Below are 13,685 nucleotides of genomic sequence, written 5' to 3' on the forward strand. Positions count from 1 at the left end.
TGTAAGTCATTGATAGACTTCACGGAGCAGCCCTTTTTAAGTTATCCTGCAGCCTCTTCCTGTTGTTCTTTTAAAAGTTGTTGATAAATAAGTAAATCACGATTATAGAAAACAGTGTAAGTGAGCAAGCTGTTTTTTTTGACCTTTTCGAAACTGTCCCATTCAACGATATTATGTAATCGGTTCAGCTTCTCCGCATTTTCCCAGCCTGTTTCTTCGAAAGTGTAATCCATCTCATGAGCTTCCATGTCAATTTTGAAGAGATTTATATTTTTTCTCCTTTCGAACATCGGATGCTTTCTTTTTGCTTTCAGAATCTCAATCGTCCTAGGAATGGAAGCAAGTAGTGCTTCCCTATCCAGCTGGTGACCTAATTCGTGTAACGTCAATGTTTGTACATATATTTCTATAGGCACAATCTCAGTCATTTCTTTTCTTGCTTTTACTAACCTTCTAATATCAAAATAAATAGCATCTTCAATAAAATCGTAACTCATATTAATATTCGTCCGTTTGTGCCTGATTGGTAAATGAAGACCGGCCTGATCGACGGTTGTATGTATCAATTTTTTGATTTTCTTTTTTAATGCTCGTTTTTTCATGCAGTCCCTCTCTCTATATAGATGTCTAATATTCATGAAAGGTGGCTGGGTCCATTTCGGTGAGTTCTTTATTCGACAAAATAGGACTAGATACTATTATAGATGATTTTCTATATTTATCTATATGTATTATGAAATTTTTCATGCTTAACTATTACATCAATCCCCCTTATCTTTTGTAATGATATTTGTTATACTTATACAGAAAATTTAAGAAGGCTATGCATGTTGTGCATAGGAGAGGTTCTAGCAACACCCTCTATAAAAAACTAAGGATGGAACTGCACCTGGCCTTAGGTGTGGTTTTTTTAGTTACAGTGAATGTCCAATAGGGTGAAATAGAATTCTCTTGTTTGGAAAGGAGAATTTTTTTATGGATAAAAATAAGGCAATTGTTGTTTTCAGTGGCGGGCAGGATAGTACCACATGCTTGTTCTGGGCCCTCGATAAATTTGATGAGGTAGAGACAGTTACGTTTCACTATAACCAAAGGCATGCGAATGAAGTTGATGTTGCCAAAGCCATAGCTGCAAAAGCTGGAGTCAAAAACCATGTGCTTGATATGTCGTTACTTAGCCAACTCGCTCCAAATGCCTTGACTCGGAATGATATGGAGATAGCTGATGGCAAAGAAGGAGAACTCCCTTCTACCTTTGTACCAGGAAGGAATTTGATGTTTTTATCATTTGCATCTGCCCTTGCTTATCAAATCGGGGCAAAACACATCATTACCGGAGTCTGCGAAACGGATTTCAGCGGTTACCCTGACTGCAGGGATGAATTTGTAAAATCGCTGAATGTTACGGTAAATCTAGCTATGGATGAGAAATTTGTCATTCACACCCCTCTCATGTGGCTGAATAAAAAAGAAACATGGGAACTTGCAGATAAGCTCGGTGAATTTAATTTCATCAGAAAAAATACGCTTACATGCTATAACGGGATTATCGGAGATGGCTGTGGGGAATGTCCGGCCTGTAAGCTCCGAAGGAATGGACTGGAAGCATACCTGGCTCAACGAGAAAGGAATGAGCGCGAATGACAGTTGGTCAATACGGTTTTACTATCGTTGAAAAACTACAAAAAATTGATGAAGATATAAAACGCGAACAACTGAAATACCACAATAAGCGAGTAATGGTAAGCAAGGAATTCACATTTGATGCAGCTCATCACCTCCATTGTTATGACGGCAAATGCAAAAACCTTCACGGGCATACCTATAGAGTGATATTTGGTATCAGCGGTTTTGTTAACGACATTGGAATCGTAATCGATTTTGGGGACATTAAACAGATTTGGAAAGAGCAGATTGAAGTTCATCTCGATCACCGCTATCTCAATGATACCCTCCCTGATATGAATACGACTGCCGAAAACATGGTGGTATGGATTTATGAAAAGATGAATGAAGCAATTTCTGCCTCTTCTGCCAATGGATTAAGAGTAGAATTTGTTAAGCTTTATGAGACACCATCCAGCTTCGCCGAAGTTAGACGGGAGTGGATGGAAAATGTCTAAACTCCCTGTGATGGAAATTTTCGGTCCAACTATTCAGGGGGAAGGTATGGTCGTCGGAAGGAAAACGATGTTCGTACGGACTGCCGGATGTGATTATAGCTGTGCCTGGTGTGATTCTGCATTTACGTGGGATGGCAGTGCTAAGGAAGAAATCCGCAAAATGACCCCTGAGGAAGTGCGGGAAGAGCTATATAAAATCGGAGGCAGCCAATTTGATCATGTAACAATATCCGGAGGGAACCCTGCCTTGCTGGCAAACCTGCAGGAACTGATTAACCCTCTTCACGAGGACGGTGTTCAGGTTGCATTAGAGACACAAGGCAGTAAGTGGCAGGATTGGTTTCTTGATATTGATGATCTTACTATTTCCCCGAAACCCCCAAGCTCTAAAATGAAAACAGACTGGTCAAAATTAGATTTGATCATTGACCTCCTTGGAGAAAATGATCGAATTTCTCATACAAGCTTAAAGGTCGTAGTTTTTGATGAAGCAGATCTTGATTATGCCAAGAAAGTTCATAACCGTTATCCGCATATTCCGTTCTTTCTTCAGGTAGGGAATGATGATCTGAGGGAAACAGACAATGAAAAGCTCACCGGGAGAATGCTGCAAAAGTATGAATGGCTGATCAATCAAGTTGTTAATTCAGCTGATTTAAATAATGTTAGAGTTCTCCCCCAGGTCCATGCCCTCCTATGGGGTAATAAACGTGGAGTTTAATTTATTATGTTATTGACAAAAACGCTGGCATTTCACGTCGCCGGCGTTTTCTATGTTTTAATATTTTCTTATTAAAAGTTCACACTCCTCTCTTTCCTTCTATGTGATGTTTGTTTAAACTTTTGTTAAAGAATGTTTTTATTGTTATTGTTCGGAGTTGCTACTAAGTTTAAAACACGAACAGTAAAAGATATATGAAATTTGGGAGGCGGATATTTTTGTGGTCTAACAATGAACTTACCAATATATTGGATATTCAGTATCCAATTGTACAAGCTGGCATGGCTGGTGGCGTCACAACCCCTCAACTGGCTGCAGAAGTGTCTAATAACGGAGCACTTGGTACTATTGGAGCTGGTTATATGGAAGCGGCTGATTTAAAAAATACCATCCGAGAGACTAAAAAGATGACCGATCATCCATTTGCTGTAAATCTTTTTGTGCCGGAGAAGTATGAAATTGATGAGAGCTCTATAACAGAGTCAAAACGTCTTCTCGATCCAATTTGCAAAGAATTAGGGATTGAATCTTTAGATTACTCCCACGAATCTTCAAAACTGGAACAACATATTGACCTCCTTCTTCAAGAAGGCATATCCATATACAGTTTTACATTCGGCATCCCCTCTCCAAACATCATCGCACGTTTAAAGAATAAGAACTGTATATTAATTGGGACTGCTACAACAGTCGAAGAAGCTATTATGAATGAACATGCCGGGATGGATATCGTGGTTGCTCAAGGGAGTGAAGCTGGAGGACATCGCGGCACATTCAGCAAGCCGTTCTCTCAAGCGATGATAGGCACTTTATCCCTTGTACCTCAGATTGTCGATTATGTAAAAATCCCTGTAGTTGCGGCGGGAGGAATCATGGATGCCAGGGGTATTATGGCAGCCAGGATGTTAGGTGCCCATGGAGTACAGATGGGAACTGCTTTCCTGACGTGCGAAGAAAGTGGTGCAAAACCCCAGCATAAAAAAGCCATCCTTTCAAGTTCAGAAACGGATCCTATCCTTACCTCCGTTTTTAGTGGGAAGCCGGCTAGGGGAATTCGTAATACATTCATAAGTAAACTGACACCCTACGAAGATACCCTTCCTCCCTATCCGATTCAAAATGCACTGACCAAACCGATCAGAAAAGCCGCTTACGTACAAGATAAGCCTGAGTATATGTCGTTATGGTCCGGACAAAGCCCAAGGCTCAGTAAACATATAACTGCCCGAGAGCTTATCAATGGAATCATCACAGATACTGACAAATTGCTAAAAGATTTATGATGCCTGATTTATACTACTCTAAATGTCGCAATCTGTAAAACTGATAAAAGTTTTTTACCGTTACTTTTAATACAGAATAAACGGGTATGGCAATAACCATTCCGATGAAGCCGTACAATGCCCCTGCTACGATCAGCAAAAGAATAATGGTTAGAGGATGAACAGAAAGCCGATTACCGAGTACCACAGGGGCAACCAGGTTCCCTTCCAGCTGCTGAACTATAAGTAAAATAACCAGCACATAAAATGCCATCATAGGTTCCTGTGTCAAAGCGACTACAAGTGCAGGCAGAACTCCTATGATTGGACCAAAAAATGGCACAACTGCTGTTACCATTACAAACAGTGCGAGGATAAGCGCATAGTTTAGATCAATGATCAGATAACCGATATACATCAGGATCCCGTCTACAACGGCGACAGTTATTTGGCCCAGTATATACGCAGCGAGTGTCTGGTCAATGTTTTTTAATATCTTCCTTCCTTCTCCTTCATGTTTTTCGGGGATAAACCTGAGTAAAAATGGAGTGAGCCGATGATCATCTTTTAAAAAGTAGAAAAGTACAAACGGGACAATGATTAAGACGGTAGTAGCTCCAGTAAGCGTGGCAAGAACGTCAGTTATGTTATTTCCAAGGTTCTCTACTATATTGCCAAAATAGCTGGTAACTTCCTGTCTCACATTACTGAATGAAACCATTCCCATATCGTTGTTTTCGATCGTCTTTTCTGTTTTTTCTGCCGTTTTTTTTAATTCCTGAGGCAGATTTTTCGTAATATCTGCAATCTGCCCTTTTACCGTTTCAGCGAGAAAGGTGAAACCTAAGTACAAAATTCCAGCCACACTGGCATAAACGAGAAGTATTGCTGCTACCTTTGGAATATATCGAAATCTAGCAAGGAAACGGACAAATGGTTTTATGATATAATATAAAAATCCTGCTATAAGTATTGGATAAAACAGCGTTTTAATGATCACTTTCACCGGCTGAAAAAAATTCAGCTCAACCAGAAAGAATATACAAATTAAAATTAAAATCGCCGCTGTGATGTACTTATAAAATGGATGTCTGACCCACACCACAAACCTCTCCTTTTCTAATCACTATGGTCAATCTTCACTTATCTCACATACCATACCACTAAATGGATTGTTTATAACATTCCTTTTACTCTGCCTCATTTACTGTAAAATACTATAAACAACTGTATATTCGACAATTTTTATGTGATTGATTTGACTATCCTAAAAATTCTGATAATATAGTAAACCATGGTAATGCGTTCATTTTTACGCATCGACCAAGAAAATCAAAAAAATTTACTTAGGATGGTGAAAGCGTGACAACAAACACAACAACAAAAGATCATACTATACCCTTACGTCATGATGTGAATATGCTTGGTAATATGCTAGGTGAAATTCTCGTCCATCATGGCGGCGAAGAACTTTTAGAAAAAGTAGAATCAATCAGGCAATTGACAAAAGATCTCAGGAATCAGCCTGAGGAAGATACTTACAAACGGCTGAAACAGGAAATCAGCAACCTCCACCCCCCCATGCGTTCCCAAGTTATCCGCGCATTTTCAATCTATTTCCATCTTGTAAATATTGCTGAACAGAACCACCGTGTACGACGCCGCCGGGAATATCAGCTTCGGGAAGATCATGGGGCACAGCCTTTTTCACTGGAAAATGCAGTTGATTCCTTAAAAGAAAACGGGATTCCCAAAGAAGTTATTCAGGAAGTGCTCTATCAGTTATCATTGGAGCTGATTATCACAGCCCACCCGACAGAAGCTACAAAGCGTACGGTTCTAGAAATTCAGAAGCGGATAGCTACCATACTGAATCAGCTGGATCACCCTCTACTTACAAATGAAGAACGGGAAAGAATCCAGGAAAGCTTGATTAATGAGGTTACTGTGCTTTGGCAGACAGATGAATTGCGGGAGAGAAAGCCTACAGTAATGGATGAAGTCCGTAATGGTCTTTATTATTTTGATGAAACGTTATTTGATGTATTACCAGATATTCACCAGGAGTTGGAAGACAGACTCGCCAAAAGCTTTCCGGATGAAGATTGGACAGTCCCTAACTTTCTTCGGTTCGGGTCTTGGATTGGCGGTGACAGAGACGGCAACCCTAATGTCACTCCGGAAATCACCTGGGAAACATTGAAAAAACAAAGAAAGCTTGCTCTGGAAAAATATGAAGAAGTACTTATCGAACTTATGAAACGGTTCAGTCACTCTACCAATCGTGTCCGTGTCAGTGAAGAACTCCTTTCTTCAGTGAAGGAAGAGGAGAAACTGCTTCCTGAGGGCAAAGTATGGCGGGCTTCAACAGAAGTCTATCGCAGGAAATTTGCCATCATTCTTGAACGGCTTCGTCAAGTTGGCAAAAAGGAAGTTGGTTATAATACAGCTGAAGAATTGTTAGAGGACCTGAAAATGATCCAAACAAGTGTCAATGAACATCAGCCCAAGCAGCGCGATTTGAAATTGCTTAATAAGCTGATCCGTCAAGTCCAGTTATTCGGTTTCCACTTGGCTACCCTTGATATCCGTAACCATAGTGGCGAGCATGAAGCAGCAATCACCGAAATTCTTCATAAGGTCAATATTGAGGAAAATTACAGTGAATTACCTGAGGAGAAAAAACTGAAGGTGCTGCAGGAAGTATTAGAAGATCCTCGGCCTATTACATTATTGAACGAAGATTATACAGAAGAAACTCAGGAAATGCTGAAGGTTTTCCAAACGATAAAAGAAGCCCATCAAGTATTCGGAGAACGATCCATTGAAGTCTATCTAATCAGTATGACAGAGGCTGCCAGCGATTTACTGGAAGTGCTTGTACTGGCTAAAGAAGCAGGTATTTACCGTCTTCATCCTAACGGTGAGGTAGAAAGCGTCTTAAATATTGCACCTTTACTAGAGACTGTCGATGACCTGGTTGCCGGCCCGGAGATTTTGAAGACCCTTTTCAATATGGACGTCTATAGCAAGCATTTACAGAAATTGAACCAACACCAGGAAGTCATGCTTGGTTATTCGGACGGCAGTAAAGATGGTGGTACTTTAACAGCCAACTGGAAGCTTTACAAAGCCCAGCAGGAAATTCATGATATGGCCAAAGAGTATGGGATAGGGCTTAAATTTTTCCATGGACGCGGTGGTTCACTAGGACGTGGTGGCGGTCCATTGAATCGCAGTATCCTCTCCCAGCCTGCTGAAACACTGGGTGATGGAGTGAAAATTACAGAGCAGGGAGAAGTTCTTTCTTCCCGTTATCTGATCAGGGATATTGCTTATCGAAGCCTTGAACAGGCGGCCTCTACCCTGGTTGAGGGTGCAGCTCAAGTTTCTAAAGAATCTGAGCAGGCTCATCATCGGGAAGAAACATGGGAAAATGCTATGGAAGAAATCGCAGAAGTTTCCCTCAAAAAATATCAATCGCTCGTTTTCGGTGACGCTGATTTCCTTACTTATTTCAATGAAGCCACCCCATTACAGGAATTAAGCGAGCTGAATATTGGCTCAAGACCGATGAAGCGAAAAGACAGTTCCAAGTTTGAAAACCTCCGGGCAATCCCATGGGTCTTTGCGTGGACACAGAATAGACAGCTTATTCCCGCTTGGTATGCAGCAGGCACAGGACTTGCAAGTTATGTCGGCCAAAGTGAAAAACACCTTGAACATTTGCAGCAAATGTATCACAATTGGCCATTCTTCCGTTCTACTATTGACAATCTTCAGATGGCGCTGACAAAGGCTGATATTCAGACAGCGAAGGAATATATTGAGCTTGTCAATGACAGAGAACTCGGGGAACGAATCTTTAACAATGTCTTAGAGGAATACAACAAAACAAAGGATATCCTGCTTGAAATCACTGGAGCTCAAGAACTGCTTGACCATCAGCCGACAATCCAGGATTCTGTCAAATTAAGAAATCCGTATGTTGATCCTCTGAACTTTTTACAAGTGGAATTGATCAAGGAACTGCGCGATTCCAATGTATCCAGCGATGACTTAATGACAGAGGTCCTGTTGACCATCAGCGGGATTGCAGCCGGTCTCAGAAACACAGGCTGATACTTTGTATAAAAGTTAATGCGACATGAGTTATAGTATATGTTAAGATGTATAATCGAATATGTTTTGTTTCCAGTATAGTCAATACCCGAGAACCCAATGGGGATATTATAAACCGAAGCTTCTGGAAGATAGCCGGAAGCTGAGGATACTACTATCAACTCGAGAAGGCTGATCAAGCAGTACAATATTCTTGTTAAAAAGAACCCGAACAGTTAACATTGTTCGGGTTTACATTTGGCTTTTTTCTCAGAGTCTTTTTATTCTGCCCCTTATCAACAATGGGGAGATGAAAAGGCCGAAGGGTTCATATTAAAAGTTTGATGGGGCAAGTTAAGGGTATAGGCTAAACAGACCAGGACATATCACTAAAACCTGGTAAATAATTACCAGTAAACTATCATGGGAAGGAGAAAAATATGAAAAATCAAACATCAGTATTCTGGATTACATTTGCAATCACTTTATTCTCTGTATTTATCGGATCCATAGCACCAAAAGCTCTTGAAACGATCACTGGCAATATTCAAAGTTATATCTCCGTTCATTTCGGCTGGTATTACTTATTGATTGTCACCTTGTTTGTGGTTATATGCCTTTATATGATTTTTAGCCCATTTGGTAAAATAAAGTTAGGAAAACCGGATGATAAACCTGATTTCAGCTATTCCACATGGTTCGCCATGTTATTTAGTGCGGGAATGGGAATCGGCCTCGTTTTTTATGGAGCAGCAGCCCCACTATCTCAATTCGCTTCTACTCCCCCGCTTGCTGATCCGGGATCTGAAGAGGCGCTGAAAGATGCTATGAGAATCACTTTCTTCCATTATGGAATTCATGCCTGGGGAATATACGCGATAGTAGGTCTGATTCTTGCTTATTTTAAATTCAGACATGGTGCACCCGGCCTGATAAGTGCCACACTTATCCCTTTATTTGGCGACAAAATGAAAGGGCCCTGGGGGATTATTGTCGATGTAGTTGCTGTTTTCGCTACGATTGTAGGTGTTGCCACTACTCTCGGGTTCGGAGCAGCCCAAATAAATGGCGGTCTTACCTATCTTACCGGTATAGAAGAACAATTCTGGGTCCAGCTTGTTATTATAATTTTCGTCACTGTCCTGTTTATGATTTCCGCTTATACAGGATTAAGTAAAGGAATTAAATACTTAAGTAATGCAAACATGGTACTTGCCGCCATTCTGTTTGGGATTATGATGATTCTTGGACCCACTCTAAGTATCATGAATTCATTTACAGATTCATTAGGAGCATACATCCAACATCTTCCGGAAGAAAGCCTCAGGTTGGCTCCGCATGATTCACAAGCGCAGCAATGGGTCCTTGACTGGACAGTCTTTTTCTGGGCATGGTGGATTGCCTGGTCTCCTTTTGTCGGCATTTTTATAGCACGTGTTTCTAAGGGTAGATCGATCCGTGAATTTCTTTCAGGTGTATTGCTTGTTCCTTCCTTGGTAAGCTTTTTGTGGTTTGCCGCCTTTGGTATGTCAGCTATTGAATTACAGCAGGCAGGAACAGATATAGCCGGCCTTGCAGATGAGCAGATCTTATTTGGAGTATTCGATCATTATCCAATGAGCCTTCTGTTATCCATCATTGCTATGATGTTGATAGCGACTTTCTTTATCACTTCTGCAGATTCTGCTACCTTTGTGCTCGGGATGCAGACCACAGGAGGTTCTTTGAACCCTAATAAAAAAGTAAAATTCACCTGGGGAGTTGCCCAGTCAGCAACTGCTGCTGTACTGTTATATACAGGTGGTCTTCAGGCGTTACAAAATGCCTTGATTTCAGCAGCATTCCCTTTTTCCTTCATCATGGTTCTGATGGTGATATCTTTATTTAAAGCATTAAAAAAGGACCGGGCTGAAATAAAGAAACAAACATAAACCGGAAACATTCAAAAACCCGATTGCTCAATATCTGAGCAATCGGGTTTTTGATCGTTTAAACTGGATAAACACCATGTTTACGTTCTGTAAAAGTAACCTCTTTTGAGCTATACATTTCATACCGATGTATTAATTCCTGCCTTAAATTGTCGGGCTGGATGATGGCATCGACAACCATTTCAGAAGCGAGTCGGTAAATATCAATGTTTTCTTTATATTCTTCCTGTTTTTCTTTGATAAAGGCTGGACGTTCTTCTTCAGGAAGCTCTGCAATTTTATTTGCATAAACCGCGTTAACTGCAGCCTCCGGCCCCATTACAGCAATTTGAGCGCTTGGAAGTGCTAGACAGCAATCAGGTTCAAACGCTGGACCGGCCATTGCATAGAGGCCTGCACCATACGCTTTTCTCACAACCACAGAAATTTTCGGTACCGTCGCTTCACTCATTGCCGACAGCATTTTGGCTCCATGCCTGATGATTCCTGCCCGTTCCACTCTCGTCCCTATCATGAACCCAGGAATATCAGCAAGGAATAAAAGAGGGATGTTGAACGCATCGCATAATTGCATAAATTTAGCCGCCTTATCTGCAGAATCAGGAAATAATACTCCTCCTTTGGCTTTTGGCTGATTCGCAATGATACCGATGGAGCGTCCGTCAATCCGGGCAAGCCCCGTAACAATTTCAGGGGCAAATAATTTCTTTATTTCACAAAAAGAACCATCATCAATCAACCTGTCTATAAATTGATACATATCGAATGGAGCATTTTGATTTTGAGGAATCAGGTCATTAATGGACTTTTCTGCCTGCGCAGGTGCTATAGATTCCTTGTGTGGAGGAAGAGCCTTATAGTTCGCTGGAAAATAAGTAAGGTAATCACGGGTATAGGCGATTGCCTCTTCTTCTGTTTTCGCAAGGACATCGCCACATCCGGAAACGGAACAATGCATTTTAGCCCCACCCATTTCCTCGAGACTTACTTTTTCACCAATGACTTTTTCTGCCATTCGTGGAGATCCGAGATACATGGATGCATTACCATCGACCATGACGACTATATCGCAAAATGCCGGAATATAAGCGCCTCCAGCCGCCGAAGGTCCGAATAAAAGGCAGACCTGGGGAACCCGTCCTGATAGTTTGATTTGATTGTGAAAAATTCTCCCTGCTCCCCTTCTGCCAGGGAACATTTCCACCTGATCTGTAATTCTCGCTCCTGCTGAATCTACTAAATACAACATTGGAAGCTGCAGTTTCAGAGCTGTTTCCTGGATACGAATGATTTTCTCAACCGTTCTCGCTCCCCATGAACCTGCCTTTACTGTTGAGTCATTGGCCATCACACATACTTTTTGTCCATTCACCTTCCCAATGCCCGTAACAACTCCATCAGAAGGCAAGGCCCCATCCATGCAGTTGGCAAAAAAAGCATCCTCCAAATCTATACCATCATCGAATAATAACTCTAACCGTTTACGGACAAATAATTTACCTTTTTCTTCATTTTTAGCGTGGTATTTCTCCGAACCACCTTTAGCTATTTCCTCTACTCGTTTTTGTAATGTTTCATTGATTGACATAGGTAGTCCTCCTATTCTATTCCCCGCGATAGATGGGTTTCCTTTTCTCTTTAAATGCCTGAAGCCCCTCCAGCCTGTCTTTTGTAGGGATAGTAGCTTGATAGCACAGCTTTTCAATCTGCAATCCTGTTTCTATATCTGTCTGAAAACCGTTATGAATCGCTTTTTTAGCCTGCCGAAGAGCTATCGGAGCATTGCCTGCAATTCGCTTTGCTAAACTTAGGGACTTTTCCTGGAGTACATTTGACTCGTACATATATTCGACTAATCCTATTTCAAGTGCCTCCTGGCTGGCGACCGGACGGGCAGAGAAAATCAATTCCTTCGCTTTTCCGATACCGATCAACTTTGCCAGCCTCTGGGTTCCCCCTGCTCCCGGAATGATACCCAGCGATGTTTCAGTAAGTCCCATCTTAGATGTATCAGCACATACCCTGATATCACAGGCAAGAGCCATTTCCAATCCCCCGCCGAAAGCTACTCCGTTTATAGCGGCTATCGTGGGAAAAGGCATTCGTTCGAGGCGTTTTATGGTGTCGCCGATCAGGGACACGGTCTCAACAACCTGCTCTTCAGTCATACCTTTTCTTTCTTTTAAATCAGCCCCTGCACAGAAAGCTTTTTCTCCGCTTCCTGTTACAATAAGAGCCCGGATATCTTTATTTCTTTCTAATTCCCAAAGGACTTCATTCAATTCGTAAAGCAGCTGCTTGGAAAGTGCATTGGCCGCATCGGGACGGTCCAAAGTCAATTTCATAGTATGATCAGCTGCTTTTTCGAGTATTAATAGTTCCGACACACATGACCCTCCTCAACATTATGACCGATTCAACATCTGCATTTGATGACTTGGCAATGGCTTATTTATTTTTTCCTGAATAAATCGAGCTGCTTCTGTCAACTTCTCCAGCTGAATGCCAGTTCCGATCCCCATCTGGTGCAGCATATGGATAAGATCATCCGTCGCTAAATTACCAGAAGCCCCCTTGGCATACGGGCATCCGCCAAGACCGCCGACAGAGCCATCAAACGTAGTGACACCATGTTCCAAAGAAACAAGCACATTCGCAAGTGCCATCCCTCTTGTGTTATGAAAATGCATGGCGATTCGGTCAAATGAAAAGCGTTTCTTTATTTCTGTAAGTGTTTCATCGACCTGTTTTGGATCAGCTACTCCAATTGTATCCCCCAAAGACAATTCGTCTATCCCCATCTCAAATAAACGATCACATACACGGAGAATCTGATCAATAGGAACCTCCCCCTCATACGGACAGCCAAACACTGTGGAAACATATCCCCTTACACTCTTTCCGGCTGACTTAGCACCCTCTACTACTTCCTTTAAGACAGGATAGGTTTCTTCAAGTGATTTATTGATGTTTTTTTTATTATGTGTTTCACTGCTGGACATAAATATAGATGCTTCATCAATATCTGTCTCGATAGCACGCTCGAGGCCTTTTCTATTCGGTACCAGAGCAGCATATGTAATACCTGGATGCCTTTTGATTGCTGCTGCTACTTCTTTTGCGTCAGAAAGTTGAGGGATCCATTTAGGATGGACAAAAGAGCTGATTTCAATGTAAGAAAAGCCTGCTTCAGACAGCTTATCAATCCAGGCAACCTTATCAGCTGTATCCACATTAGCTGGTTCATTCTGCAAACCATCTCTTGGCCCTACTTCCTTTACGATTACATTTTCAGGCACGTGTAGCATTCCATACCGCTCCTATTCATTCAATGATTGCAATTACGTCTCCTTCGTTAACAAAATCCCCTTCGCCCACTTTTAATTCTTTGATCGTACCTTCTGCTTCAGCAGGTATCGGAATTTCCATTTTCATAGATTCTAGAATGACGATATCCTGTCCGTTTGTCACGGAATCTCCTTCCCCCGCAACTACCTTCCAAACGCTTCCTGCCATTGATGCTTTGATTTCTGTCATAATTGTTACC

At 41.5% G+C, this 13,685-nt stretch carries 12 protein-coding genes and 1 riboswitch; of the genes, 6 read left to right on the forward strand and 6 right to left on the reverse strand.

The window, feature by feature from the left end; all coding sequences use genetic code 11:
- Positions 1-41: 41 nt before the first annotated feature.
- Positions 42-602 carry an integrase gene (locus JOC33_RS07400; protein WP_205091859.1) on the reverse strand — a complete coding sequence of 187 codons (561 nt, stop codon included), beginning with the start codon at positions 600-602 and terminating at the stop codon, positions 42-44.
- Positions 603-836: 234 nt separating this feature from the next.
- Positions 837-881: riboswitch (PreQ1 riboswitch) on the forward strand.
- 94 nt (positions 882-975) lie between these two features.
- Here JOC33_RS07400 and queC point away from each other — a divergent pair.
- The 4 genes from queC (at position 976) to JOC33_RS07420 (ending at position 4,127) form a co-directional block, all read left to right on the forward strand.
- Positions 976-1,644, forward strand: a complete 669-nt coding sequence (gene queC / locus JOC33_RS07405; protein WP_205091860.1) for a 7-cyano-7-deazaguanine synthase QueC — start codon at positions 976-978, stop codon at positions 1,642-1,644.
- Positions 1,641-2,123 (forward strand): 6-carboxytetrahydropterin synthase QueD, encoded by a 483-nt coding sequence (gene queD, locus JOC33_RS07410; RefSeq protein WP_205091861.1) that lies wholly within the window; start codon positions 1,641-1,643, stop codon positions 2,121-2,123. The genes queC and queD overlap by 4 nt, the downstream gene beginning before the upstream one ends.
- Positions 2,116-2,844 (forward strand): 7-carboxy-7-deazaguanine synthase QueE, encoded by a 729-nt coding sequence (gene queE, locus JOC33_RS07415; RefSeq protein WP_205091862.1) that lies wholly within the window; start codon positions 2,116-2,118, stop codon positions 2,842-2,844. The genes queD and queE overlap by 8 nt, the downstream gene beginning before the upstream one ends.
- A 218-nt stretch (positions 2,845-3,062) precedes the next feature.
- On the forward strand, positions 3,063-4,127 hold the full coding sequence (locus JOC33_RS07420) for an NAD(P)H-dependent flavin oxidoreductase (protein WP_239534060.1): 1,065 nt from the start codon (positions 3,063-3,065) through the stop codon (positions 4,125-4,127).
- Positions 4,128-4,140: 13 nt separating this feature from the next.
- Here the strand turns inward: JOC33_RS07420 and JOC33_RS07425 are convergent, their stop codons facing one another.
- Complete coding sequence (locus JOC33_RS07425) at positions 4,141-5,208, reverse strand: AI-2E family transporter (RefSeq protein WP_205091864.1); 1,068 nt, start codon at positions 5,206-5,208, stop codon at positions 4,141-4,143.
- Positions 5,209-5,468: 260 nt separating this feature from the next.
- On the opposite strand from JOC33_RS07425, the gene ppc reads away from it, so the two are divergent.
- Together ppc and JOC33_RS07435 are read left to right on the forward strand one after the other, a co-directional pair.
- The gene (gene ppc / locus JOC33_RS07430) at positions 5,469-8,228 is read left to right on the forward strand and encodes a phosphoenolpyruvate carboxylase (RefSeq protein ID WP_205091865.1); all 2,760 of its coding nucleotides are present in this window, start codon (positions 5,469-5,471) and stop codon (positions 8,226-8,228) included.
- Between the two features lie 419 nt (positions 8,229-8,647).
- On the forward strand, positions 8,648-10,138 hold the full coding sequence (locus JOC33_RS07435; protein ID WP_205091866.1) for a glycine betaine uptake BCCT transporter: 1,491 nt from the start codon (positions 8,648-8,650) through the stop codon (positions 10,136-10,138).
- A 58-nt stretch (positions 10,139-10,196) separates the two neighbouring features.
- Here the strand turns inward: JOC33_RS07435 and JOC33_RS07440 are convergent, their stop codons facing one another.
- From JOC33_RS07440 to JOC33_RS07455, 4 genes are read right to left on the reverse strand one after another with little or no spacing between them, the layout of a single operon-like run.
- Positions 10,197-11,726, reverse strand: a complete 1,530-nt coding sequence (locus JOC33_RS07440; RefSeq protein ID WP_205091867.1) for an acyl-CoA carboxylase subunit beta — start codon at positions 11,724-11,726, stop codon at positions 10,197-10,199.
- A gap of 16 nt (positions 11,727-11,742) precedes the next feature.
- A complete protein-coding gene (locus JOC33_RS07445; RefSeq protein ID WP_205091868.1) occupies positions 11,743-12,525 on the reverse strand; it encodes an enoyl-CoA hydratase in 783 nt (260 codons plus the stop codon).
- Positions 12,526-12,543: 18 nt separating this feature from the next.
- Positions 12,544-13,446, reverse strand: a complete 903-nt coding sequence (locus JOC33_RS07450; RefSeq protein WP_205091869.1) for a hydroxymethylglutaryl-CoA lyase — start codon at positions 13,444-13,446, stop codon at positions 12,544-12,546.
- A gap of 16 nt (positions 13,447-13,462) precedes the next feature.
- Positions 13,463-13,675 carry an acetyl-CoA carboxylase biotin carboxyl carrier protein subunit gene (locus JOC33_RS07455; RefSeq protein ID WP_205091870.1) on the reverse strand — a complete coding sequence of 71 codons (213 nt, stop codon included), beginning with the start codon at positions 13,673-13,675 and terminating at the stop codon, positions 13,463-13,465.
- Between the last annotated feature and the right edge of the window lie 10 nt (positions 13,676-13,685).

This window comes from Thalassobacillus pellis, from assembly GCF_016908295.1.
Classification (GTDB): Bacteria; Bacillota; Bacilli; order Bacillales; family Halobacillaceae; genus Thalassobacillus; species Thalassobacillus pellis.